This is a genomic window from Streptomyces sp. NPDC001880 (genome assembly GCF_053594575.1).
In genome coordinates this window covers 20,123-43,324 of sequence record NZ_JBSFET010000011.1, presented here as the reverse complement: position 1 = coordinate 43,324, position 23,202 = coordinate 20,123, and the positions used below count along the sequence as shown (strand labels likewise).

The following is a 23,202-nucleotide window of genomic DNA, read 5'->3' as shown; positions in this document are numbered from 1 at the left end:
GCTTCGAACAAACACCGCACAGCAAGAGACGGAGTGTCGTCTCGCGGCTCTAGGGGATCGATGACTGAGTATGGCCGGGGCCCCGGCTCCGAACCGTGGCATCCCGAGGACCCCTTGTACGGGGACCAGGGATGGGGAGGGCAGCAGTCTTCCCACGGCCAGAGCCAGTACGGCGGCCGGCAGCAGCCCTACGATCCGTACGCTCAGCAGCAGGCGCACGACCCGTACGCCCAGCAGCAGTATCAGCAGCAGCCCGACTACGCGGCCCCGCAGGACCCGTACGCGCAGCAGCCCCAGCAATCCCAGCAGCCGCAGTACGACAACGGCGGCTGGGACACCGGGCAGCAGTCGACCGCGATGCCGTACGACCCCCAGTCGGCGGCCGACCCGTATGGCGGAGGGCAGGGCGCTTACGGCGAGACGCACGACTACTACGGCACGCCGGAGGCCTACCCGCCGCCGCAGCCCCCGGGTCGTCGTGAGGCCGCTCCCCAGCAGGCCCCGACCCAGAGCCCGGACTGGGACCCGGAGGTCCAGCCGGAGGAGACCCACCCCTTCTTCACGGGCGCCGACGACGACCGTGACGGCAGGGACAAGGACGCCGACGACGGGTACGACGACGACCCGCGTGAGTCACGCCGCGGCAGCCGGGGCGGCAACGAGCGCCGGGGCAAGGGCAAGAAGAAGAGCCGCAACGGCTTCGCCTGCCTGGTGGTCTCGCTGGTCCTGGTCGGTGGCCTCGGCGGAGTGGGCTACTTCGGTTACTCGTACTGGCAGGACAAGTTCGGTGCGGCGCCCGACTACGAAGGCAGCGGCTCGGGGTCGGTCGAGGTGGAGATCCCCAAGGGCGCGTTCGGGTACGACATCGGCAACATCCTGAAGAAGCAGGGTGTGGTCAAGAGCGTCGACGCGTTCGTCTCCGCGCAGAACGAGAACCCCAAGGGGAAGTCGATCCAGGCCGGGGTGTATCTCCTCCACGAGAAGATGTCGGCGGCCGAGGCCGTGAAGATGATGGTCGACCCGAAGAGCCAGAACCTTCTGGTGATTCCCGAGGGCACCCGCAATGTCGACATCTACGGGATGGTCGACGAGAAGCTGCGCCTCAAGAAGGGAACGACCAAGGGAATTGCCACGTCCAAGGCTTCCGACCTCGGTCTGCCCGACTGGGTGAGCAACGACAAGGACATAAAGGACCCGCTGGAGGGATTCCTGTACCCGGCCGCCTATCCGGTCACCAAGGAAACCAAGCCGGAGACGATCCTGAAGAAGATGGTCTCCCGAGCCAACGAGGAGTACGAAAAGGTCGACCTTGAGGGAACGGCCAAGAAGTACAACCTGGACGGCCCTTGGCAGGTCCTCACCGTCGCCAGCCTGGTCCAGGCTGAAGGCCTCACACACGACGACTTCCGTAAGATGGCTGAAGTCGCCTACAACCGCTTGGAGCCGGACAACACGGTCACGAACCGTAAGCTTCAATTTGACTCCTCGTTCAATTACCTCAAGAACCAGAGCAAGATCAAGATCGGGTCGAGTGAGATCCTGAGCAATCCGGACCCGTACAACACCTATTACCACGAGGGCCTTCCACCGGGCCCGATCAGCAATCCGGGCGACGAAGCCCTGCGGGCAACGCTCAATCCCACTCATGACGGGTGGATGTTCTTCATCTCGCTCGACGGCAAGAAGACCGATTTCACCAAGACGGCCGCCGAGCACGAGAGGCTCAACAAGAAGTTCAAGGAACAGCATGGCCTCGAATGACGGGCCCCGCCGGGCGGCCGTCCTCGGCTCGCCCATCGCGCACTCGCTCTCCCCGGCGCTGCACCGGGCCGCGTACGCCGAACTCGGCCTCACCCACTGGACGTACGACCGGTTCGAGGTCGACGAGGCCGCGCTCCCCGGCTTCGTCCAGGGGCTCGACTCCACCTGGGCCGGGCTCTCGCTGACCATGCCGCTCAAGCGGGCGATCATTCCGCTGCTGGACTCCGTCAGCGAGACCGCGGCGTCGGTGGAGGCCGTCAACACCGTCGTCCTCACCGAGGACGGCCGGCGCAGGGGCGACAACACCGACATTCCCGGGATGATCGCCGCGCTGCGCGAACGCGGGGTGGAGAAGGCCGAGTCCGCCGCCGTCCTGGGTGCCGGGGCGACCGCCTCGTCGGCGCTCGCCGCGCTGTCCGGGATCTGCACGGGACCGGTCACGGCCTACGTCCGCAGCCGGGAGCGGGGCCAGGAGATGCGCGGCTGGGGCGAACGCCTCGGCGTGGACGTCCGGATCGCCGACTGGGCGGAGGCCGAGCAGGCGCTGCACGCCCCGCTGGTCGTCGCCACCACCCCGGCCGGTGCCACGGACGCCCTGGCCACCGTCGTGCCGGAGCGGCCCGGCACGCTCTTCGATGTGCTGTACGAGCCCTGGCCCACCGGCCTCGCCGCCGCCTGGACGGCCCGAAGCGGCGCAGTGGTCGGAGGTCTCGATCTTCTGGTGCACCAGGCCGTCCTCCAGGTCGAGCAGATGACGGGCCGCACCCCCGCACCGCTCGCGGCCATGCGGCGGGCCGGGGAAGAGGCGCTCGCCGCCCGCTGAACCCTCGGGCCCGCCGCGTGATCCGTCCGTCTGCTGGACGGGCGACCGGTTCGGGCCTCCGGTCGTGGGAGGATCGAAGGCGGCGGGCCAGGGCCGCGCACCCGGTCGCGCCGTCGCAGTTCCAGGCGCGAGCATGAGGAGCACCGTTGAGCAGGTTGCGCTGGCTGACCGCGGGGGAGTCGCACGGCCCCGCACTCGTGGCGACGCTGGAGGGTCTTCCCGCCGGCGTCCCGATCACCACGGAGATGGTGGCGGACGCACTCGCCCGGCGGCGGCTCGGCTATGGCCGCGGTGCGCGGATGAAGTTCGAGAAGGACGAGGTCACCTTCCTCGGCGGGGTGCGCCACGGCCTCACCATGGGCTCCCCGGTCGCCGTGATGGTGGGCAACACCGAGTGGCCCAAGTGGGAGCAGGTCATGGCGGCCGACCCGGTCGACCCCGCCGAGCTGGCCGAACTGGCTCGCAACGCCCCGCTGACCCGCCCGAGGCCCGGCCACGCCGACCTCGCGGGCATGCAGAAGTACGGTTTCGACGAGGCCCGGCCGATCCTGGAGCGCGCCAGCGCCCGGGAGACGGCGGCCCGCGTCGCGCTCGGTGCCGTCGCGCGGTCCTACCTCAAGGAGACCGCGGGCATCGAGATCGTCAGCCATGTCGTCGAGCTGGCCGCGGCCAAGGCGCCCTACGGCGTCTACCCGACGCCCGCCGACGTCGAGCGGCTCGACGCCGACCCGGTGCGCTGCCTGGACGCCGGCGCGAGCAAGGAGATGGTCGCCGAGATCGACCAGGCCCACAAGGACGGCGACACCCTCGGCGGCGTCGTCGAGGTGCTGGCGTACGGGGTGCCCGTCGGCCTCGGCTCGCACGTCCACTGGGACCGCCGTCTCGACGCGCGCCTCGCCGCCGCCCTGATGGGCATCCAGGCCATCAAGGGGGTCGAGGTCGGCGACGGCTTCGACCTGGCCCGGGTCCCCGGCTCGAAGGCGCACGACGAGATCCTGGTCACCGAGGACGGCATCAAGCGGGCCTCCGGCCGTTCCGGCGGCACCGAGGGCGGCCTGACCACCGGCGAGCTGCTGCGGGTCCGTGCCGCGATGAAGCCCATCGCCACCGTGCCGCGCGCGCTCGCCACCGTCGACGTCGTTACCGGTGAACCCGCCAAGGCCCACCACCAGCGCTCCGATGTCTGTGCCGTTCCGGCCGCGGGGATCGTCGCCGAGGCGATGGTCGCGCTGGTCCTGGCCGACGCCGTCGCGGAGAAGTTCGGCGGCGACAGCGTCGCCGAGACCCGACGCAATGTGCAGTCGTACCTCGACCACCTCCAGATCCGATGAGCGGCCCGCTGATCGTCCTCGTCGGACCGATGGGCGTCGGCAAGTCCACGGTCGGTGAGCTGCTCGCCGGCCGGCTCGGCACCAGCTACCGGGACACCGACGCGGACGTCGTGGCCGCGGCCGGCAAGCCGATCCCGGAGATCTTCTACGACGAGGGCGAGGAACACTTCCGGGAGCTGGAGCGACAGGCGGTGCACACCGCCCTCGCCGAGCACACCGGTGTCCTCTCCCTCGGCGGCGGCGCCGTGCTCGACGACACGACCCGCGCCCTGCTCGCCGGCCGCCCCGTCGTCTACCTCTCGATGGACGTGGAGGAGGCGGTCAGGCGGGTCGGCCTGAACGTCGCCCGCCCGCTCCTCGCGGTCAACCCGCGCCGGCAGTGGCGCGAGCTGATGGACGCCCGCCGTCACCTGTACACCGAGGTGGCCCGGGTGACCGTCGCCACCGACGAGCGCACCCCCGAAGAGGTCGCCCAGGCGGTCCTCGACGCACTGGAACTGCCGGAGGACGGCCCCGTCGCCCCCGGCCGGGAGAACACACCATGACCGAGCAGGGCCCCATCCGCATCCAGATCGCAGGCAGCGCGGGCACCGACCCGTACGAGGTGCTGGTCGGCCGACAGCTGCTGGGCGAGCTGCCCGCGCTTGTCGGCGACCGTGCCAAGCGCGTCGCGGTGCTGCACCCCGAGGCGCTCGCCGAGACCGGTGAAGCGGTCCGCCAGGACCTCGCCGAGCAGGGCTACGAGGCCATCGCGATCCAGCTGCCGAACGCCGAGGAGGCCAAGACCGTCGAGGTCGCGGCGTACTGCTGGAAGGCGCTCGGCCAGACCGGCTTCACCCGCACCGACGTGATCGTCGGCGTCGGCGGCGGAGCCACCACCGACGTGGCCGGATTCGTCGCGGCGAGTTGGCTGCGCGGGGTGCGCTGGATCGCCGTGCCGACGACGGTGCTCGGCATGGTCGACGCGGCCGTCGGCGGCAAGACCGGCATCAACACCGCCGAGGGCAAGAACCTCGTCGGCGCCTTCCACCCGCCGGCCGGGGTCCTCTGCGACCTCGCGGCGCTGGACTCGCTGCCCGTCCACGACTACGTCAGCGGCATGGCCGAGGTCATCAAGGCCGGCTTCATCGCGGACCCGGCCATCCTCGACCTCGTCGAGGCGGACCCGGAGGGCGCCCGTACGCCGGCCGGACCGCACACCGCCGAGCTGATCGAACGCGCCATCAGGGTCAAGGCCGAGGTCGTCTCCAGCGACCTCAAGGAGTCCGGACAGCGCGAGATCCTCAACTACGGCCACACCCTGGCCCACGCCATCGAGAAGAACGAGCGCTACAAGTGGCGGCACGGCGCGGCCGTCTCGGTCGGCATGGTCTTCGCCGCCGAGCTGGGCCGCCTGGCCGGACGCCTGGACGACGCCACCGCCGACCGGCACCGCACCGTCCTGGAGTCCGTCGGACTGCCGCTCACCTACCGCGGCGACCAGTGGCCCAGGCTGCTGGAGAACATGAAGATCGACAAGAAGTCCCGCGGCGATCTGCTGCGCTTCATCGTTCTCGACGGCCTCGGCAAGCCCACCGTCCTGGAGGGGCCCGACCCGGCCGTGCTGCTCGCCGCCTACGGGGAGGTGTCGGCGTGACCCGCCGGGTGCTCGTCCTCAACGGGCCGAACCTCGGCCGGCTCGGCTCCCGCGAGCCGGATGTGTACGGCGCCACGTCCTACGCCGGACTCGTCGAGACCTGTCAGGCGCTCGGCAAGGAGCTCGGCTTCGACGTCGACGTGCGCGAGACCAACGACGAGGGCGAACTGATCCGCTGGCTCCACGAGGCCGCGGACGGTTCAATTCCGGTCGTTCTCAACCCGGGTGCCTTCACCCACTACTCGTACGGGATGCGGGACGCGGCGGCCCAGCGCACCGCCCCGCTGATCGAGGTGCACATCTCGAACCCGTACGCACGGGAGGAATTCCGCCACAACTCCGTGGTCGCGCCGGTCGCCACGGGGACCGTGGCCGGATTCGGCATCGGCTCCTACCGCCTCGCGCTGCGCGCCCTGGCGGACGAGCTGACCGACTGACGGACCGGATTTCCCCGGCCGACCGGGCACCGTGGCGCGTCCCCGACCGTTGTCCCAGCGGCGGCCGGGGACGGTACGGTTGCCGTTCCACCAGCGCCAGTTGCCTGTACGAGACGGAGTGGCACCGGATGCAGCACGCAGTGGGGGCCCCGCTGCCGCCGCCCCAAGGCCCCGGAAACGGACCTGTCGGCTGGTCGCACCAGGCCCAGCACCCCGGCCACCCCGGTCCGCCGGGGCCGCCGCCCACCATCCCTCCCACGCCCGGTGGGTGGAGCGGGCCGGCCCCGCAGCATGCCCCGGGGCCTCCCGCCAGGGAGACCACGGGACACGTCCAGCTGCCGCCCGGCGGCCCCGTCCCCCTGCCCGCACCACCCGCCGAGCCCGGCACCGGCAGCGCGACCCTCGCCGTCCTCCTGATCGGTCCCGCGGGCGCCGGCAAGACCACCGTGGCCAGGCTCTGGGCCAGCCGCCGCCGGGTGCCCACCGCCCATGTCAGCCTCGACGACGTCCGTGAATGGGTCTGCTCAGGTTTCGCCGACCCGCAGTCCGGGTGGAACGACCACTCCGAGGCCCAGTACCGCCTGGCCCGCCGCACCTGCGGCTTCGCCGCCCGCAACTTCCTCGCCAACGGCATCTCCTGCATCCTCGACGACGCCGTCTTCCCCGACCGGCCGGTCGTCGGCCTCGGCGGCTGGAAGCGCCATGTCGGCCCCGGCCTCCTGCCCGTCGTCCTGCTGCCCGGTCTGGAGATCGTGCTGGAGCGCAACGCGGCCCGCAGCGGCAACCGCCGCCTCTCGGACGAGGAGGTCGCCAGGATCCACGGCAGGATGGCCGGCTGGTACGGCTCCGGCCTGCCGATCATCGACAACTCGACGTACGACGTGGAGACCACCGCCCGCGTCCTGGACGACATACTCGCCCGCTCCATAACCAGCCCCCCGGCCTGGTGAACCACGGCCGGACGGGTGTTCCGGGCCGGTGACGGGACCGGCGGCCGCCCCCCGGTCGGATGCGCTGACCGAGCAGGCCCGCGCCACCGCTCGTAGGCTCGTGACATGTCAGAGGTGTACGCCGTCCGCCGCGGGCTGCTCCGCGACCGGTGCGCCGCCGTCGGATCCGCGGCCGCTCTGGTCTCCCGCCCCGCCAACGTCCGCTATCTCGCGGGCGGGGCGCCCCCGGGTGCCGTGCTGCTGCTCGGACCCGGCGGGGATGTCCTGCTCTCCCCCCGGGCCCCGAGCGGCGATCCCGCCGACGGCCGCACGGACGAACAGCTGCGGCTGTCCCTGCTGCCGGGCTCCGACGGCGATCCGGTGGTCGCGGCCGCCGATCTGGCCGCCTCCTCGGGCGCGGAGTCCCTCGCTGTCGAGGAGCACCATCTGACGGTCTCCCGCCACCGGGCCATGGGCTCGGTCGCCCCGCGCCTGAGACTGGCCGATCTCGGTGCCACCGTCGAGCAGCTGCGGGTGGTCAAGGACGAGGAGGAGATCGCCTGTCTGCGGATCGCCGCCGAGATCACCGACCAGGCCCTGGGCGAACTCCTGGAATCCATCCTGGTGGGCCGCACCGAACGGCATCTCGCCCTGGAGTTGGAGCGCCGCCTGGTGGATCACGGCGCGGACGGCCCCGCCTTCCCCACCTCGGTCGCCACCGGCCCCAACTCCGGCCAGGGACGCCACCGCCCCTCGGACCGCCGGGTCGAGGAGGGAGATTTCCTCTCCGTCTGCCTGGGTGCGAACTATCGCGGATACCGCTGCGAGATCGGCCGCACATTCGTCATCGGTACGACACCCGCCGACTGGCAGATCGAGCTCTACGACCTGGTTTTCGCCGCTCAGCGGGCCGGGCGCGAGGCCCTGGTGCCGGGCGCCGCCTACCGCGACGTGGACCGCGCGGCCCGGTATCTCCTGGACTCCGCGGGGCACGGCGGGGGCCTGGCACCCTGGACCGGGCACGGGGTGGGACTCGAAATCGACGAGGATCCGCAGTTGGCACCTGCGGCCATGGGTAAACTGGACGCTTGTGTGCCGGTCACCGTCGAACCGGGGGTCCACCTCCCGGGCCGGGGCGGGGTCCGGATCGATGACACGCTCGTCGTGCGCCCCGAGGCGGACGGCGGACCCGAGCTACTCACCATTACGACCAAGGAGCTGCTCGCGCTCTAGCGCGCATCCTCGGTCGTTCCACCAGCTTCAGTCCAGGAGATTCCGCAACCGTGGCTTCCACGAACGACCTCAAGAACGGCATGGTGCTCAAGCTCGACGGGGGCCAGCTCTGGTCCGTCGTCGAGTTCCAGCACGTCAAGCCCGGCAAGGGCCCGGCTTTCGTGCGCACCAAGCTCAAGAACGTGCTCTCCGGCAAGGTCGTCGACAAGACGTTCAACGCCGGTGTGAAGGTCGAAACGGCCACCATCGACCGTAGCGACATGCAGTTCTCGTACATGGACGGCGAGTACTTCGTCTTCATGGACATGGACACCTACGACCAGCTCATGGTCGACCGCAAGTCCGTCGGCGACGCCGCCAACTTCCTGATCGAGGGCTTCACCGCCTCCGTGGCGCAGTACGAGGGCGAGGTGCTCTACGTCGAGCTCCCGGCCGCCGTCGAGCTCGTCATCAAGGAGACCGAGCCGGGCGTCCAGGGCGACCGCTCCACCGGTGGCACCAAGCCCGCCATCCTGGAGACCGGCTACCAGATCCAGGTCCCGCTCTTCATCACCACCGGTGAGAAGGTCAAGGTCGACACCCGCACCAGCGACTACCTCGGCCGGGTGAACAGCTAACCGTGGCTGCCCGGAACAAGGCCCGCAAGCGAGCCTTCCAGATCCTCTTCGAGGCCGACCAGCGCGGCGAATCCGTGCAGACGGTGCTCGCGGACTGGGTGCGGCACTCGCGGGCCGACACTCGTCAGCCGCCGGTCACCGAGTACACGATGGAGCTCGTCGAGGGGTACGCGCAGTACGCGGACCGGATCGACGACCTCATCGTGACCTACGCGGTGGACTGGGAGATCGACCGCATGCCGGTCGCCGACCGGAACATCCTGCGGCTCGGTGCGTACGAGCTGATCTGGGTGGACGGCACCCCGGACGCAGTGGTGATCGACGAGGCGGTCCAGCTCGCCAAGGAGTTCTCCACCGACGACTCCCCGTCCTTCGTGAACGGGCTGCTGGCCCGCTTCAAGGACCTCAAGCCGAACCTGCGCCGCGAGCAGTAGCCGACGGCGGCGTTCAGCCGACGAAGGGCCCATGGTCACCGGACCGTGGGCCCTTCGGCATGCGGCGGACCGGCACGCACGGCCCGTCGCGCACCAATCGCCACACACGAAAAAGCCGTGCCGACGCGGGCACCCGGAGGAGTGAACCCGCGCCGAACACGGCGGCACGTTTCTTCAGTGGGGCCTCAGCCCTCTTCGTGGGCCACGGCGCGACGCGCGTCGGCGTCCAGCACGCCCCAGCTGATCAGCTGCTCCGTGAGCACCGACGGCGACTGGTCGTAGATCACGGCCAGTGTGCGCAGGTCGTCCTGGCGGATCGAGAGCACCTTGCCGTTGTAGTCACCGCGCTGGCTCTGGATCGTCGCCGCGTAGCGCTGCAGCGGACCGGCCTTCTCCGGCGGGACGTGGGCGAGACGCTCCAGGTCCAGGACCAGCTTCGGCGGCGGCTCGGCGGCCCCTCCGGGCGTCGTGCCGGGCAGGAGCTCCTGCACCGGGACCCCGTAGAAGTCCGCGAGCTCGGCCAGGCGCTGCACGGTCACGGCACGGTCGCCGCGCTCGTACGAACCGACGACGACGGCCTTCCAGCGACCCTGGGACTTCTCCTCCACGCCATGGAGGGAGAGGCCCTGCTGGGTGCGGATGGCACGGAGTTTGGCCCCGAGCTGTTTTGCGTATTCGCTGGACATAAGGCTCCCCGGACGCTGGGACATTTCGCGGCTCCGCCGCGTTGCTGGTAACTCACTGTGAGGTTACGCAGCGTTACTTGGATGCGTCAAGCCGAATGGTCCGGACCCACACCTCCCGGGGGTGGGATCAGAGGCCGGCGCAAGCCCTGGTAACGTGGTTGACGCAATTTCGACGTCCTTTAAGGTCCGTCCCGTGAGGCGGAGAAGGAGGTCCGTTTCTTATGGACGCACAGCACGAAGCCACCGGCAATGCGGCACGCCCCGTTCTGGAGGCTCCCGACATCGCCCGGGTGCTGACCCGGATCGCCCACGAGATCGTCGAACGCGCCAAGGGTGCCGACGACGTGGTGCTCCTCGGCATTCCGACGCGGGGCGTCTTCCTCGCCCGCCGGCTCGCCGAGAAACTGGAAGAGATCACCGGCGGGAAGATGCCGGTCGGCTCCCTCGACATCACCATGTACCGCGACGACCTGAGGCTGCGCCCGGCGCGCGCCCTGGCCCGCACCGACATCCCCGGCGAGGGCATCGAGGGCCGCCTGGTCGTCCTCGTCGACGATGTCCTCTTCTCGGGGCGCACGATCCGCGCCGCCCTCGACGCCCTGGGCGACATCGGCCGCCCCCGTGCGGTGCAGCTCGCGGTCCTCGTCGACCGCGGTCACCGCGAACTCCCGATCCGTGCCGACTACGTCGGCAAGAACCTCCCCACGTCGCTGCGGGAGACGGTCAAGGTCCAGCTCGCCGAGGAGGACGGCCGGGACGCCGTGCTGCTCGGTGTCCAGCGGACCGCCGCGACGGGCGAGCAGTAGCCGCGCCACACCCGTACGGCCCGGCCCCCAGCCCGTGCGGCCGCTTCCGCGCGCCCGCATGCCTGAACCCCTCCAGCCTCCGGAGAACACCCAGATGAAGCGCCACCTCATCTCGGCCGCCGATCTCACCCGCGACGACGCCGTCCTGATCCTCGACACCGCCGAGGAGATGGCCAGGGTCGCGGACCGGCCGATCAAGAAGCTCCCGACCCTGCGCGGCCGTACCGTCGTCAACCTCTTCTTCGAGGACTCGACCCGTACCCGCATCTCCTTCGAGGCGGCCGCCAAGCGCCTGTCCGCCGACGTCATCAACTTCTCCGCGAAGGGCTCGTCCGTCTCCAAGGGCGAGTCGCTCAAGGACACCGCGCTGACCCTGGAGGCGATGGGCGCCGACGCCGTCGTCATCCGGCACGGCGCCTCCGGAGCCCCGTACCGCCTCGCCACCTCCGGCTGGATCGACGGCGCCGTCGTCAACGCCGGTGACGGCACCCACGAGCACCCCACCCAGGCTCTCCTGGACGCCTTCACGATGCGCCGCCGGCTGGTCGGCGCCGACAGCGGACTCGGCCGGGACCTCGAAGGCCGCCGGATCACCGTTGTCGGCGACATCCTGCACAGCCGGGTGGCCCGCTCCAACGTCCACCTGCTCAACACCCTCGGCGCCCACGTCACCCTGGTGGCCCCGCCGACCCTCGTCCCGGTCGGTGTCGAGCAGTGGCCTTGCGAGGTCAGCTACGGCCTCGACGAGGTGCTGCCGAAGTCCGACGCGGTGATGATGCTGCGTGTGCAGCGTGAACGGATGAACGCCGCGTACTTCCCGACCGAGCGCGAGTACTCCCGCCGCTACGGCCTGGACGGCGACCGGATGGCGAAGATGCCCGGGCACGCCGTCGTCATGCACCCCGGCCCGATGGTGCGCGGCATGGAAATCACCGCCGAGGTCGCCGACTCCGACCGGTGCACGGCCGTCGAGCAGGTCGCCAACGGCGTCTCGATCCGTATGGCCGTCCTGTACCTGCTGCTGGGCGGGTACGAATCCGCCGCCCCGTCCCGTACCGAGGAGAACAAGTAACCATGAGCAAGATCCTTATCCGCGGCGCGAAGATCCTCGGCGGCGAACCCCAGGACGTCCTCATCGACGGCGAGACCATCGCAGAGGTCGGTACGGGCATCGAGGCCGGTGACGCACGCGTCGTCGAGGCCGAGGGCCAGATCCTGCTGCCCGGCCTGGTCGACCTCCACACCCACCTGCGCGAGCCCGGCCGGGAGGACTCCGAGACCGTCCTCACCGGCACCAAGGCGGCGGCCGTCGGCGGCTTCACCGCCGTGCACGCCATGGCCAACACCTTCCCGGTCGCCGACACCGCCGGTGTCGTGGAGCAGGTCTGGCGGCTCGGCAAGGAGTCCGGCTACTGCGACGTGCAGCCGATCGGCGCCGTCACGGTCGGCCTGGAGGGCAAGAAGCTCGCCGAGCTCGGTGCCATGCACGACTCGGCCGCCGGGGTGAAGGTCTTCTCCGACGACGGCAAGTGCGTCGACGACGCGGTGATCATGCGCCGCGCGCTGGAGTACGTGAAGGCCTTCGACGGCGTCGTCGCCCAGCACGCCCAGGAACCCCGCCTCACCGAGGGCGCCCAGATGAACGAGGGCGTCGTCTCCGCCGAACTCGGCCTCGGCGGCTGGCCCGCCGTCGCCGAGGAGTCGATCATCGCCCGCGACGTCCTGCTCGCCGCCCACGTCGGCTCCCGGGTGCACATCTGCCACCTGTCGACCGCCGGTTCCGTCGAGATCGTCCGCTGGGCCAAGTCCAAGGGCTGGAGCGTCACCGCCGAGGTCACCCCGCACCACCTGCTCCTCACCGACGAGCTCGTACGCTCCTACAACCCGGTCTACAAGGTGAACCCGCCACTGCGCACCGAGGCCGACGTCATGGCCCTGCGCGAGGCGCTCGCCGACGGCACCATCGACTGCGTCGCCACCGACCACGCCCCGCACCCGCACGAGGACAAGGACTGCGAGTGGGCCGCCGCCGCCATGGGCATGGTGGGCCTGGAGACCGCACTGTCCGTGGTCCAGCAGACGATGGTCGACACCGGACTGATCGACTGGGCGGGTGTCGCCGACCGGATGTCCTTCCGTCCGGCCGCCATCGGCCGGCTCGACGGACACGGCCGGCCCGTCTCGGCGGGCGAACCTGCCAACCTCACCCTGGTCGATCCGGCTTACCGTGGTGTCGTGGACCCCGCGGGCTTCGCTTCCCGCAGCCGCAACACTCCGTACGAGGGGCGCGAGCTGCCGGGCCGAGTCACCCACACCTTCCTGCGGGGCCGCGCCACGGTCGTCGACGGGAAGCTCGCGTGACATCACTCACCCCCCTGCACCTCCAGCTCGCCGCCGAGCAGAAGTCGGCCGAAGTGACCGACTGGGCCGAGCGCATCAGCTGGGTCATCGGACTGCTCGTCCTCATCGCCTTCCTCTACTGGCTGATGCGCCAGGGATGGAAGTGGCGGGGGAGCCTCCAGTCCGGCCTGCTGGAACTCCACACCACCCCGGAGGGGTTCGCGGACGGCGAGAAGCTGCTCGCGCTGACCGGCCGGTACCACGCCTCGACCACCGCCGGGCAGTGGCTCGACCGGATCGTGGCCCACGGCCTCGGCACCCGCAGCCGCGTCGAGCTGACCCTGACCGAACAGGGCCTCGACGTCGTGCGCCCCGGCGCGGCCGACTTCTTCGTGCCGGCCGCCGCACTGCGCGAGGCCCGGCTCGACAAGGGCATCGCGGGCAAGGTCCTCCCCGAGGGCGGCCTGCTGATCATCACCTGGGCCCACGGCGACAAGCTGATCGACTCCGGCTTCCGCTCCGACCGCTCGGCCGAGCACCCCGCCTGGGTCGAGGCCATCAACCAACTCACCAGAACTACGGAAGGCACCGCACGATGACGATCTCCACCCGGGGAGCCGCCAAAGCTCCCGCCGTACTCGTCCTGGAGGACGGCCGCGCCTTCCGCGGCCGCGCCTACGGGGCCGTGGGGGAGACCTTCGGCGAGGCGGTTTTCTCCACCGGCATGACCGGATACCAGGAGACGCTGACCGACCCCTCGTACCACCGCCAGGTCGTCGTGATGACCGCCCCGCACGTCGGGAACACCGGGGTGAACGACGAGGACCCCGAGTCCGGACGGATCTGGGTCTCCGGTTACGTCGTCCGCGACCCCGCCCGGGTGCCCTCCAACTGGCGCTCGCAGCGCTCGCTGGACGAGGAGCTGGAACGCCAGGGCGTCGTCGGCATCAGCGGCATCGACACCCGCGCCCTCACCCGCCACCTGCGCGAGCGCGGCGCCATGCGCGTCGGCATCTTCTCCGGTGACGCCGTCGCCGACGAGGCCGCGCTGCTGGCCCGGGTCAGGCAGGCACCCGAGATGGTGGGCGCCGACCTCTCCGCCGAGGTCGCCACCAAGGAGACGTACGTCGTCCCCGCGATCGGCACCAAGAAGTTCACCGTCGCCGCCATCGACCTCGGCATCAAGGGCATGACCCCGCACCGGATGGCCGAGCGCGGCATAGAGGTGCACGTGCTGCCCGCCACCGCCACTCTGGAGGAGGTGTACGCGGTCGAGCCCGACGGCGTGTTCTTCTCCAACGGCCCCGGCGACCCGGCCACCGCAGACCACCCGGTCTCCGTCATGCAGGGCGTCCTGGAGCGGAAGACCCCGCTCTTCGGCATCTGCTTCGGCAACCAGATCCTGGGCCGCGCCCTCGGCTTCGGCACCTACAAGCTGAAGTACGGCCACCGCGGCATCAACCAGCCCGTGCAGGACCGCACGACCGGCAAGGTCGAGGTCACCGCGCACAACCACGGCTTCGCCGTCGACGCACCGCTCGACAAGGTGTCCGAGACGAAGTTCGGCCGTGCCGAGGTCTCCCACGTCTGCCTGAACGACCAGGTCGTCGAAGGGCTCCAGCTCCTCGACCAGCCGGCCTTCAGCGTCCAGTACCACCCCGAAGCAGCCGCGGGTCCGCACGACGCCGCGTACCTCTTCGACCGTTTCGTATCCCTGATGGAGGGCCAGCGTGCCTAAGCGCTCCGATATCCAGTCCGTCCTGGTCATCGGCTCCGGCCCGATCGTCATCGGCCAGGCCGCCGAGTTCGACTACTCCGGAACCCAGGCATGCCGCGTCCTCAAGGCCGAGGGCCTGCGCGTCATCCTGGTGAACTCCAACCCGGCGACGATCATGACCGACCCGGAGATCGCCGACGCCACGTACGTCGAGCCGATCACCCCCGAGTTCGTCGAGAAGATCATCGCCAAGGAGCGCCCCGACGCGCTGCTCCCGACCCTGGGCGGCCAGACCGCGCTCAACACCGCGATCTCCATGCACGAGAACGGTGTCCTGGAGAAGTACGGCGTCGAGCTCATCGGCGCCAACGTCGAGGCCATCAACAAGGGCGAGGACCGCGACCTCTTCAAGGGCGTCGTCGAGGCCGTCAACGCCAAGATCGGCCACGGCGAGTCCGCCCGCTCGGTCATCTGTCACTCCATGGACGACGTCCTCGCGGGCGTCGAGACGCTCGGCGGCTATCCCGTCGTCGTCCGCCCGTCCTTCACCATGGGCGGTGCCGGCTCCGGCTTCGCCCACGACGAGGACGAGCTGCGCCGCATCGCCGGACAGGGCCTCACGCTCTCGCCGACCACCGAGGTGCTCCTGGAGGAGTCCATCCTCGGCTGGAAGGAGTACGAGCTGGAGCTGATGCGCGACAAGAACGACAACGTCGTGGTCGTCTGCTCCATCGAGAACTTCGACCCGATGGGCGTCCACACCGGCGACTCGATCACCGTCGCCCCGGCGATGACGCTCACCGACCGCGAGTACCAGCGGCTGCGCGACATCGGCATCGCGATCATCCGCGAGGTCGGCGTCGACACCGGCGGCTGCAACATCCAGTTCGCCGTCGACCCGGCCGACGGCCGGATCATCGTGATCGAGATGAACCCGCGCGTCTCCCGCTCCTCCGCGCTCGCCTCGAAGGCCACCGGCTTCCCGATCGCCAAGATCGCCGCCAAGCTGGCCGTCGGCTACACGCTCGACGAGATCCCCAACGACATCACCGAGAAGACCCCGGCCTCCTTCGAGCCGACCCTCGACTACGTCGTCGTCAAGGCCCCCCGGTTCGCCTTCGAGAAGTTCCCCTCCGCCGACTCCACCCTCACCACCACCATGAAGTCGGTGGGCGAGGCCATGGCGATCGGCCGGAACTTCACCGAGGCGCTCCAGAAGGCGCTGCGCTCGCTGGAGAAGAAGGGCTCGCAGTTCTCCTTCACCGGTGAGCCCGGCGACAAGGCCGAGCTGCTGGCCGATGCGGTCCGCCCGACCGACGGCCGGATCAACACCGTCATGCAGGCGATCCGGGCCGGTGCCACCCAGGAAGAGGTCTTCGACGCCACGAAGATCGACCCCTGGTTCGTCGACCAGCTCTTCCTGATCAAGGAGATCGCCGACGAGCTCGCCGCCGCCGACGAGCTCGGCCCCGAGCTGCTCGCCGAGGCCAAGCGGCACGGCTTCTCCGACGCGCAGATCGCCGACATCCGCAGCCTGCGCGAGGACGTCGTGCGCGAGGTGCGGCACGCGCTGGGCATCCGCCCGGTCTACAAGACGGTCGACACCTGCGCCGCCGAGTTCGCCGCGAAGACGCCGTACTTCTACTCCAGCTACGACGAGGAGAGCGAGGTCGCATCCCGCACCAAGCCCGCGGTGATCATCCTTGGCTCCGGCCCCAACCGCATCGGCCAGGGCATCGAGTTCGACTACTCCTGCGTCCACGCCTCCTTCGCGCTGAGCGACGCGGGCTACGAGACCGTGATGGTCAACTGCAACCCGGAGACCGTCTCCACCGACTACGACACCTCCGACCGCCTGTACTTCGAGCCGCTGACGCTTGAGGACGTGCTGGAGATCGTGCACGCGGAGACGCTCGCCGGCCCGGTCGCCGGTGTCGTCGTCCAGCTCGGCGGCCAGACCCCGCTGGGCCTGTCGCAGGCGCTCAAGGACAACGGCGTGCCGGTCGTCGGCACCTCGCCCGAGGCCATCCACGCCGCCGAGGACCGCGGCGCCTTCGGCCGAGTCCTGGCCGAGGCCGGGCTCCCGGCCCCGAAGCACGGCACGGCCACCACCTTCGACGAGGCCAAGGCCATCGCCGACGAGATCGGTTACCCCGTCCTCGTACGCCCCAGCTACGTGCTCGGCGGCCGCGGCATGGAGATCGTGTACGACGAGGCGCGGCTCTCCTCGTACATCGCCGAGTCCACCGAGATCAGCCCCACCCGGCCGGTCCTGGTCGACCGCTTCCTCGACGACGCGATCGAGATCGACGTAGACGCGCTCTACGACGGCACCGAGCTCTACCTCGGCGGCGTCATGGAGCACATCGAGGAAGCCGGCATCCACTCCGGCGACTCCGCCTGCGCGCTGCCCCCGATCACGCTCGGCGGCCACGACATCAAGCGGCTGCGGGCCTCCACCGAGGGCATCGCCAAGGGCGTCGGCGTACGCGGGCTGATCAACATCCAGTTCGCCCTCTCCGGCGACATCCTCTACGTCCTGGAGGCCAACCCGCGCGCCTCGCGCACCGTCCCCTTCACCTCGAAGGCGACCGCGGTCCCGCTCGCCAAGGCCGCCGCCCGCATCTCGCTGGGCGCGACCATCGCCGAGCTGCGCGCGGAGGGCCTGCTCCCGGCGAACGGCGACGGCGGCACCCTCCCGATGGACGCGCCGATCTCCGTCAAGGAGGCCGTCATGCCGTGGTCGCGCTTCCGCGACATCCACGGCCGCGGCGTCGACACCGTCCTCGGCCCGGAGATGCGCTCCACCGGCGAGGTCATGGGCATCGACTCGGTCTTCGGCACGGCGTACGCCAAGTCGCAGGCCGGCGCCTACGGCCCGCTGCCCACCAAGGGCCGCGCCTTCATGTCGGTCGCCAACCGCGACAAGCGCTCGATGATCTTCCCGGCGCGTGAACTCGTCGCCCACGGCTTCGAACTGCTCGCCACCTCCGGCACCGCCGAGGTCCTCAAGCGCAACGGCATCAACGCCACGATCGTGCGCAAGCAGAGCGAGGGCGTGGGACCGCAGGGTGAGAGGACCATCGTCCAGCTGATCCACGACGGCGAGGTCGACCTCATCGTCAACACGCCGTACGGGACGGGCGGCCGCCTCGACGGCTACGAGATCCGTACCGCGGCCGTGGCCCGGTCCGTGCCGTGCCTGACGACGGTCCAGGCGCTCGCAGCCGCCGTCCAGGGCATCGACGCGCTCACCCACGGAGGCGTCGGCGTCAGTTCCCTCCAGGAACACGCGCAACACCTGATCGCGGCCCGCGACTAGGGCGTGTGTCGAAAGTCCCGCCTGGTCGGGGGTGTCCGGCACCTCCCCCAAGCTCTCGGCTTCGCTCGAGCAGGGGAGACCCCATCGCTCCGGACACCCCCGGCCCCGCCCTCCGGGCGGACGACGCCACTTTCGAAACGCGCCCCAGCAGACCGGCAGGGGGACACCGGAAACGGTGTCCCCCTCTGTGTGAGGACACTCCCGATGTACAAGTTCTTCTTCCGGCTGGCCTTCAAGCGGATGGACCCGGAGCAGGCCCACTACCTGGCCTTCCGGTGGATCCGCCTCGCCGTCCGTATCCCCGTGCTGCGCACCTTCGTCGCCGCCGTGCTCGCGCCCCGGTACAAGGAACTGCGCACCGAGGCCCTCGGCCTGCGGATGCACGGCCCCTTCGGCCTCGCCGCCGGTTTCGACAAGAACGCCGTCGCGATCGACGGCATGTCGATGCTCGGCTTCGACCACATCGAGATCGGCACGGTCACGGGCGAGCCACAGCCCGGCAACCCCAAGAAGCGCCTCTTCCGCCTCGTCGCGGACCGCGCGCTGATCAACCGCATGGGCTTCAACAACGAGGGCTCGGCCGCCGTCGCCGCCCGGCTGGCCGCCCGTAGGCCGGTCTTCCGGACCACGGTCGGCGTCAACATCGGCAAGACGAAGGTGGTGCCGGAGGCCGAGGCGGCCGCCGACTACGTGAAGTCCACCGAGCGCCTCGCCGCCCACGCCGACTACCTGGTCGTGAACGTCTCCTCGCCCAACACCCCGGGGCTGCGCAACCTCCAGGCCACCGAGGCACTGCGGCCCCTGCTCGGCGCCGTGCGCGAGGCGGCCGACCGTGCCGTCTCCGGGCGGCGCGTCCCGCTGCTCGTCAAGATCGCTCCGGACCTCGCGGACGAGGACGTCGACGCGGTCGCCGACCTCGCGGTCGAGCTGGGTCTGGACGGCATCATCGCGACCAACACCACCATCGCCCGCGACGGCCTCGGCCTGAAGTCCTCGCCGTCCCTGACCGGTGAGACCGGCGGGCTCTCCGGAGCACCCCTCAAGGCACGCTCCCTGGAGGTGCTGGCCCGCCTCTACGAGCGCGTGGGCGACCGGATCACCCTGGTCGGTGTCGGGGGCATCGAGAACGCCGAGGACGCCTGGCAGCGCATCCTGGCCGGTGCCACGCTCGTCCAGGGCTACAGCGCCTTCATCTACGAGGGACCGTTCTACGCCCGCGCCATCCACAAGGGCCTGGCCGCGCGCCTGGCCGCTTCCCCGTACGCCACCCTCGCCGAAGCCGTCGGCGCAGAAACCAGGAAGGCCACCGCATGAGACCTGAACCGTTCGGCGCGCGTCTGCGCCGCGCCATGGACACCCGCGGCCCGCTGTGCGTCGGCATCGACCCGCACGCCTCGCTGCTCACCGCCTGGGGCCTGAACGACGACATCGCCGGGCTCGAACGCTTCACGCGTACGGTCGTGGAGGCACTGGCCGACCGGGTCGCCGTGCTCAAGCCGCAGTCCGCGTTCTTCGAGCGCTTCGGCTCGCGCGGCATCGCCGTCCTGGAGAAGGCGGTCGAGGAGTCACGGGCGGCCGGCGCGCTCGTGCTGATGGACGCCAAGCGCGGCGACATCGGCTCCACCATGGGCGCCTACGCGGCGACCTACCTGGAGAAGGACTCGCCGCTGTTCTCGGACGCGGTCACCGTCTCGCCGTACCTCGGCTTCGGCTCGCTGCGCCCTGCGCTCGACGCCGCGGTCCTGTCCGGCGCGGGCGTCTTCGTGCTCGCCCTCACCTCCAACCCGGAGGGCGCAGAGGTGCAGCGCGCCACCGCCGCCGACGGCCGTTCACTGGCCCAGCTCATGCTCGACCACATGGCCGCCGAGAACGAGGGGATGACCCCGCTCGGCTCCGTCGGCGCGGTGGTCGGGGCCACGCTCGGGGACGCGGGAGCGAACCTGGCGATCAACGGCCCGCTGCTCGCTCCCGGGATCGGTGCGCAGGGTGCGACGCCCGCGGATCTGCCCGGCGTGTTCGGCGCCTCGGTGGGCAATGTGGTGCCCAGCGTGAGCCGCGGCGTACTGAGCCGGGGGCCGGACGTGGCGGGGCTGCGCGAGGCCGCCGAACGGCTCACGGACGAGATCAGGGTCGCCGTGACGGGTAGGTGACCATGCCACGTAACAGGGTGTTGACTCTTTCCTGACCAAAAAACTCGGTCGTTATGCCTGAAATGTCCCAGTCGGTCGAGGCTGACCAGGACTTTTCGTTGGTTCTCGCTGACTCCGGCGGCCTTGGCCGCTAGTCTCCGTCGAGAGCCGACGTACACAAGTTGTCCGTCGCTCACCTGGTGTGGAGCATTCAGCTTCCTCACCGGTCCGTATCCGACAGATCGACATCCGAGGTGACGTAGGCGTGGCTCTTCCGCCCCTTACCCCTGAACAGCGCGCAGCCGCGCTCGAAAAGGCCGCCGCGGCTCGCCGGGAGCGGGCCGAGGTCAAGAATCGACTCAAGCACTCCGGCGCCTCCCTCCACGAGGTCATCAAGCAGGGCCAGGAGAACGACGTCATCGGCAAGATGAAGGTCTCCGCCCTCCTGGAGTCCCTGCCGGGCGTGGGCAAGGTCCGCGCCAAGCAGATCATGGAGCGGCTCGGCATCTCCGAGAGCCGCCGGGTCCGGGGTCTCGGCTCCAACCAGATCGCATCCCTGGAGCGCGAGTTCGGCGGCAGTGCCGCCTGACGTTCTCAGGCACTCCTGAGAACCTGGATAATCGCTCCATGGCTGCAACATCCCGGGGGACGTCCCCCGTACCCCCGGACGTACGTCCGCGGCTGACCGTGCTCTCCGGCCCCTCCGGGGTCGGCAAGAGCACGGTCGTCGCTCATATGCGCAAGGTCCACCCCGAGGTCTGGCTCTCGGTGTCGGCGACGACCCGCAAGCCGCGCCCCGGTGAGCGCGACGGTGTCCACTACTTCTTCGTGGACAACGAGGAGTTCGACAAGCTGATCGCCAACGGCGAGCTGCTGGAGTGGGCCGAATTCGCGGGCAACCGCTACGGCACGCCGCGCCGCGCCGTGCTCGACCGCCTGGAGGCGGGCGAGCCGGTGCTGCTGGAGATTGATCTCCAGGGTGCCAGGCTGGTCCGGCAGTCGATGCCGGACGCGCAGCTGGTCTTCCTGGCCCCGCCGAGCTGGGAGGAGCTGGTCCGCCGGCTCACCGGCCGCGGGACCGAGGCGCCCGAGGTGATCGAACGCCGGCTCGGCGCCGCCAAGGTGGAACTGGCCGCCGAGGCCGAGTTCGATACGACGCTGGTCAACACCTCCGTCGAGGATGTGGCCCGTGAGCTGCTAGCCTTGATGCTGGAGATTTCCGGGCAACGCGGCGACAGCGACTGACGAAGTCGGCGCACGGGCCACTGCGGATCTCCGCACCGTCAAAGATTTCTTTGATCGTTACCCCCTTCGGAAGGCAGAGAGTGTCCTCTTCCATCACCACGCCCGAGGGCATCATCAACCCGCCGATTGATGAGCTCCTCGAGGCCACCGACTCGAAGTACAGCCTCGTGATCTACGCCGCCAAGCGTGCGCGCCAGATCAACGCGTACTATTCGCAGCTCGGCGAGGGTCTCCTGGAGTACGTCGGTCCGCTCGTCGACACCCACGTGCACGAGAAGCCGCTCTCGATCGCGCTCCGCGAGATCAACGCGGGCCTGCTCACCTCCGAGGCCATCGAGGGCCCCGCGCAGTAAGCAGGAATTGCACCTTCACCTCAGGCCCGGCGGCCACGGCTGCCGGGCCTGAGGTGTGTCCGGGGCGACAGCGTCGGACCACCCCCTGTGAGGCAGCATGGGGGTGTTCGTATCCGAGTGCGGGGAGACACGCAGTGGACAAGCCGAAGGTCGTTCTGGGGGTCAGCGGGGGCATCGCCGCGTACAAGGCGTGCGAACTGCTGCGCCGGCTGACCGAGTCCGGTCACGACGTGCGCGTCGTACCGACCGAGTCGTCGCTGCGCTTCGTGGGAGCGGCCACCTGGTCGGCGCTCTCCGGCCACCCGGTCGCCACCGAGGTCTGGAACGACGTCCACGAGGTGCCGCACGTCAGGATCGGGCAGGGCGCCGATCTGGTGGTCGTCGCCCCCGCCACCGCCGACATGCTCGCCAAGGCGGCCCACGGCCTCGCCGACGACCTGCTCACCAACACGCTCCTCACCGCCCGCTGCCCGGTCGTCTTCGCGCCCGCCATGCACACCGAGATGTGGGAGCACCCCGCCACCCAGGAGAACGTCGCCACCCTGCGCCGCCGGGGCGCCGTCGTCATCGAGCCCGCCGTCGGCCGGCTCACCGGCGTCGACACCGGCAAGGGCCGGCTGCCCGACCCCGGGGAGATCTTCGAGGTCTGCCGCCGGGTGCTGGCCCGCGGGCCCGCCGAACCCGACCTGGCCGGCCGCCACGTGGTCATCAGCGCCGGTGGTACGCGCGAACCGCTCGACCCGGTGCGCTATCTCGGCAACCGCTCCTCCGGCAAGCAGGGCTACGCCCTGGCCCGCACCGCGGTCGCCCGCGGCGCCCGGGTCACCCTCGTCGAGGCCAACACCGGACTGCCCGACCCGGCCGGCGCCGACGTGCTGCACGCGGGGACCGCCATGCAGCTCCGCGAGGCCGTGCTGAAGGCCGCCGCGGACGCCGACGTGGTCGTGATGGCGGCGGCGGTCGCCGACTTCCGACCCGCCGAGTACGCCACGGGGAAGATCAAGAAGAAGGACGGCCAGGAGCCCGCTCCCATCCCGCTCGTCCGCAACCCCGACATCCTCGCCGAGGTGGCCGGCGAACGCGCCCGTCCGGAGCAGGTCGTCGTCGGATTCGCCGCCGAGACCGACAACGTCCTCGCCAACGGCCGGGAGAAGCTCCGCCGCAAGGGCTGCGACCTCCTCGTCGTCAACGAGGTGGGGGAGCGCCGGACCTTCGGCTCCGAGGAGAACGAGGCGGTCGTGCTCTCGGCCGACGGCGGTGAGACCCAGGTGCCCCACGGACCCAAGGAAGCGCTCGCCGACACGGTCTGGGATCTCGTGTCGTCGCGTCTTCGATGAAATTCCTGCGCCACGCCCGTACCCGGTCCGAAACCCTTGAAATATGGGCGTAAATGGCCTTGTCCA

23 protein-coding genes are annotated in these 23,202 nt (G+C 70.3%); 22 read left to right on the top strand and 1 reads right to left on the bottom strand.

Going from position 1 to position 23,202, the window contains the following annotated elements:
* The first annotated feature begins 60 nt into the window (after positions 1–60).
* From mltG to nusB, 10 genes are all read left to right on the top strand, one after another.
* Positions 61–1,761 (top strand): endolytic transglycosylase MltG, encoded by a 1,701-nt coding sequence (gene mltG, locus ACWCQ6_RS09450; protein WP_451087135.1) that lies wholly within the window; start codon positions 61–63, stop codon positions 1,759–1,761.
* A complete protein-coding gene (locus tag ACWCQ6_RS09445) occupies positions 1,748–2,584 on the top strand; it encodes a shikimate dehydrogenase (protein ID WP_451087133.1) in 837 nt (278 codons plus the stop codon). The genes mltG and ACWCQ6_RS09445 overlap by 14 nt, the downstream gene beginning before the upstream one ends.
* Positions 2,585–2,730: 146 nt before the next feature.
* The gene (aroC, locus tag ACWCQ6_RS09440; RefSeq protein ID WP_451087131.1) at positions 2,731–3,915 is read left to right on the top strand and encodes a chorismate synthase; all 1,185 of its coding nucleotides are present in this window, start codon (positions 2,731–2,733) and stop codon (positions 3,913–3,915) included.
* Positions 3,912–4,460, top strand: coding sequence for a shikimate kinase (locus ACWCQ6_RS09435; RefSeq protein ID WP_451087129.1), 549 nt, complete (start codon positions 3,912–3,914; stop codon positions 4,458–4,460). The genes aroC and ACWCQ6_RS09435 overlap by 4 nt, the downstream gene beginning before the upstream one ends.
* A complete protein-coding gene (gene aroB / locus ACWCQ6_RS09430; protein ID WP_451087127.1) occupies positions 4,457–5,551 on the top strand; it encodes a 3-dehydroquinate synthase in 1,095 nt (364 codons plus the stop codon). Before ACWCQ6_RS09435 ends, aroB begins: the two co-directional genes overlap by 4 nt.
* Positions 5,548–5,988 (top strand): type II 3-dehydroquinate dehydratase, encoded by a 441-nt coding sequence (gene aroQ, locus ACWCQ6_RS09425; RefSeq protein WP_114243499.1) that lies wholly within the window; start codon positions 5,548–5,550, stop codon positions 5,986–5,988. The genes aroB and aroQ overlap by 4 nt, the downstream gene beginning before the upstream one ends.
* Before the next feature lie 128 nt (positions 5,989–6,116).
* Positions 6,117–6,938: a Pro-rich N-terminal domain-containing protein gene (locus ACWCQ6_RS09420; protein ID WP_451087125.1), complete on the top strand. Its 822-nt coding sequence runs from the start codon at positions 6,117–6,119 to the stop codon at positions 6,936–6,938.
* A 105-nt stretch (positions 6,939–7,043) separates the two neighbouring features.
* On the top strand, positions 7,044–8,150 hold the full coding sequence (locus ACWCQ6_RS09415) for an aminopeptidase P family protein (protein WP_451087123.1): 1,107 nt from the start codon (positions 7,044–7,046) through the stop codon (positions 8,148–8,150).
* A gap of 50 nt (positions 8,151–8,200) precedes the next feature.
* Complete coding sequence (gene efp / locus ACWCQ6_RS09410; protein WP_451087121.1) at positions 8,201–8,767, top strand: elongation factor P; 567 nt, start codon at positions 8,201–8,203, stop codon at positions 8,765–8,767.
* Positions 8,768–8,769: 2 nt separating this feature from the next.
* The gene (gene nusB, locus ACWCQ6_RS09405; protein ID WP_451087119.1) at positions 8,770–9,201 is read left to right on the top strand and encodes a transcription antitermination factor NusB; all 432 of its coding nucleotides are present in this window, start codon (positions 8,770–8,772) and stop codon (positions 9,199–9,201) included.
* Positions 9,202–9,386: 185 nt separating this feature from the next.
* Here the strand turns inward: nusB and bldD are convergent, their stop codons facing one another.
* Entirely contained in the window at positions 9,387–9,887 is a 501-nt protein-coding gene (bldD, locus tag ACWCQ6_RS09400; RefSeq protein WP_014044812.1) for a transcriptional regulator BldD, read from the bottom strand.
* Between the two features lie 221 nt (positions 9,888–10,108).
* On the opposite strand from bldD, the gene pyrR reads away from it, so the two are divergent.
* From pyrR to coaBC, 12 genes are all read left to right on the top strand, one after another.
* A complete protein-coding gene (gene pyrR / locus ACWCQ6_RS09395) occupies positions 10,109–10,693 on the top strand; it encodes a bifunctional pyr operon transcriptional regulator/uracil phosphoribosyltransferase PyrR (protein WP_451087117.1) in 585 nt (194 codons plus the stop codon).
* 94 nt (positions 10,694–10,787) lie between these two features.
* Positions 10,788–11,765 carry an aspartate carbamoyltransferase catalytic subunit gene (locus ACWCQ6_RS09390; protein WP_451087328.1) on the top strand — a complete coding sequence of 326 codons (978 nt, stop codon included), beginning with the start codon at positions 10,788–10,790 and terminating at the stop codon, positions 11,763–11,765.
* Between the two features lie 2 nt (positions 11,766–11,767).
* Positions 11,768–13,054, top strand: a complete 1,287-nt coding sequence (locus tag ACWCQ6_RS09385) for a dihydroorotase (RefSeq protein ID WP_451087115.1) — start codon at positions 11,768–11,770, stop codon at positions 13,052–13,054.
* The gene (locus ACWCQ6_RS09380; RefSeq protein ID WP_451087113.1) at positions 13,051–13,632 is read left to right on the top strand and encodes a PH-like domain-containing protein; all 582 of its coding nucleotides are present in this window, start codon (positions 13,051–13,053) and stop codon (positions 13,630–13,632) included. Before ACWCQ6_RS09385 ends, ACWCQ6_RS09380 begins: the two co-directional genes overlap by 4 nt.
* Positions 13,629–14,771, top strand: coding sequence for a glutamine-hydrolyzing carbamoyl-phosphate synthase small subunit (carA, locus tag ACWCQ6_RS09375; RefSeq protein ID WP_451087111.1), 1,143 nt, complete (start codon positions 13,629–13,631; stop codon positions 14,769–14,771). The genes ACWCQ6_RS09380 and carA overlap by 4 nt, the downstream gene beginning before the upstream one ends.
* Positions 14,764–18,072 carry a carbamoyl-phosphate synthase large subunit gene (carB, locus tag ACWCQ6_RS09370; RefSeq protein WP_451087109.1) on the top strand — a complete coding sequence of 1,103 codons (3,309 nt, stop codon included), beginning with the start codon at positions 14,764–14,766 and terminating at the stop codon, positions 18,070–18,072. The genes carA and carB overlap by 8 nt, the downstream gene beginning before the upstream one ends.
* Positions 18,073–18,276: 204 nt before the next feature.
* Positions 18,277–19,386, top strand: coding sequence for a quinone-dependent dihydroorotate dehydrogenase (locus tag ACWCQ6_RS09365; RefSeq protein ID WP_451087107.1), 1,110 nt, complete (start codon positions 18,277–18,279; stop codon positions 19,384–19,386).
* A complete protein-coding gene (gene pyrF, locus ACWCQ6_RS09360; protein WP_451087105.1) occupies positions 19,383–20,222 on the top strand; it encodes an orotidine-5'-phosphate decarboxylase in 840 nt (279 codons plus the stop codon). Before ACWCQ6_RS09365 ends, pyrF begins: the two co-directional genes overlap by 4 nt.
* A gap of 244 nt (positions 20,223–20,466) precedes the next feature.
* Positions 20,467–20,790 (top strand): integration host factor, encoded by a 324-nt coding sequence (locus ACWCQ6_RS09355; protein WP_014157387.1) that lies wholly within the window; start codon positions 20,467–20,469, stop codon positions 20,788–20,790.
* Between the two features lie 38 nt (positions 20,791–20,828).
* Entirely contained in the window at positions 20,829–21,446 is a 618-nt protein-coding gene (gene gmk, locus ACWCQ6_RS09350) for a guanylate kinase (protein ID WP_451087103.1), read from the top strand.
* A gap of 80 nt (positions 21,447–21,526) precedes the next feature.
* Complete coding sequence (rpoZ, locus tag ACWCQ6_RS09345; protein WP_003970369.1) at positions 21,527–21,799, top strand: DNA-directed RNA polymerase subunit omega; 273 nt, start codon at positions 21,527–21,529, stop codon at positions 21,797–21,799.
* A 134-nt stretch (positions 21,800–21,933) separates the two neighbouring features.
* Positions 21,934–23,136: a bifunctional phosphopantothenoylcysteine decarboxylase/phosphopantothenate--cysteine ligase CoaBC gene (gene coaBC, locus ACWCQ6_RS09340; protein ID WP_451087101.1), complete on the top strand. Its 1,203-nt coding sequence runs from the start codon at positions 21,934–21,936 to the stop codon at positions 23,134–23,136.
* The last annotated feature ends 66 nt before the right edge of the window (positions 23,137–23,202 follow it).

Bases quoted from the DNA above. Each gene is read 5' to 3' on its own strand.
- mltG (WP_451087135.1), top strand. From the start codon at position 61: ATGACTGAGTATGGCCGGGGCCCCGGCTCCGAACCGTGGCATCCCGAG.
- ACWCQ6_RS09445 (WP_451087133.1), top strand. From the start codon at position 1,748: ATGGCCTCGAATGACGGGCCCCGCCGGGCGGCCGTCCTCGGCTCGCCC.
- ACWCQ6_RS09435 (WP_451087129.1), top strand. From the start codon at position 3,912: ATGAGCGGCCCGCTGATCGTCCTCGTCGGACCGATGGGCGTCGGCAAG.
- aroB (WP_451087127.1), top strand. From the start codon at position 4,457: ATGACCGAGCAGGGCCCCATCCGCATCCAGATCGCAGGCAGCGCGGGC.
- ACWCQ6_RS09420 (WP_451087125.1), top strand. From the start codon at position 6,117: ATGCAGCACGCAGTGGGGGCCCCGCTGCCGCCGCCCCAAGGCCCCGGA.
- ACWCQ6_RS09415 (WP_451087123.1), top strand. From the start codon at position 7,044: ATGTCAGAGGTGTACGCCGTCCGCCGCGGGCTGCTCCGCGACCGGTGC.
- bldD (WP_014044812.1), bottom strand. From the start codon at position 9,887: ATGTCCAGCGAATACGCAAAACAGCTCGGGGCCAAACTCCGTGCCATC.
- pyrR (WP_451087117.1), top strand. From the start codon at position 10,109: ATGGACGCACAGCACGAAGCCACCGGCAATGCGGCACGCCCCGTTCTG.
- ACWCQ6_RS09390 (WP_451087328.1), top strand. From the start codon at position 10,788: ATGAAGCGCCACCTCATCTCGGCCGCCGATCTCACCCGCGACGACGCC.
- ACWCQ6_RS09385 (WP_451087115.1), top strand. From the start codon at position 11,768: ATGAGCAAGATCCTTATCCGCGGCGCGAAGATCCTCGGCGGCGAACCC.
- carA (WP_451087111.1), top strand. From the start codon at position 13,629: ATGACGATCTCCACCCGGGGAGCCGCCAAAGCTCCCGCCGTACTCGTC.
- ACWCQ6_RS09365 (WP_451087107.1), top strand. From the start codon at position 18,277: ATGTACAAGTTCTTCTTCCGGCTGGCCTTCAAGCGGATGGACCCGGAG.
- pyrF (WP_451087105.1), top strand. From the start codon at position 19,383: ATGAGACCTGAACCGTTCGGCGCGCGTCTGCGCCGCGCCATGGACACC.
- gmk (WP_451087103.1), top strand. From the start codon at position 20,829: ATGGCTGCAACATCCCGGGGGACGTCCCCCGTACCCCCGGACGTACGT.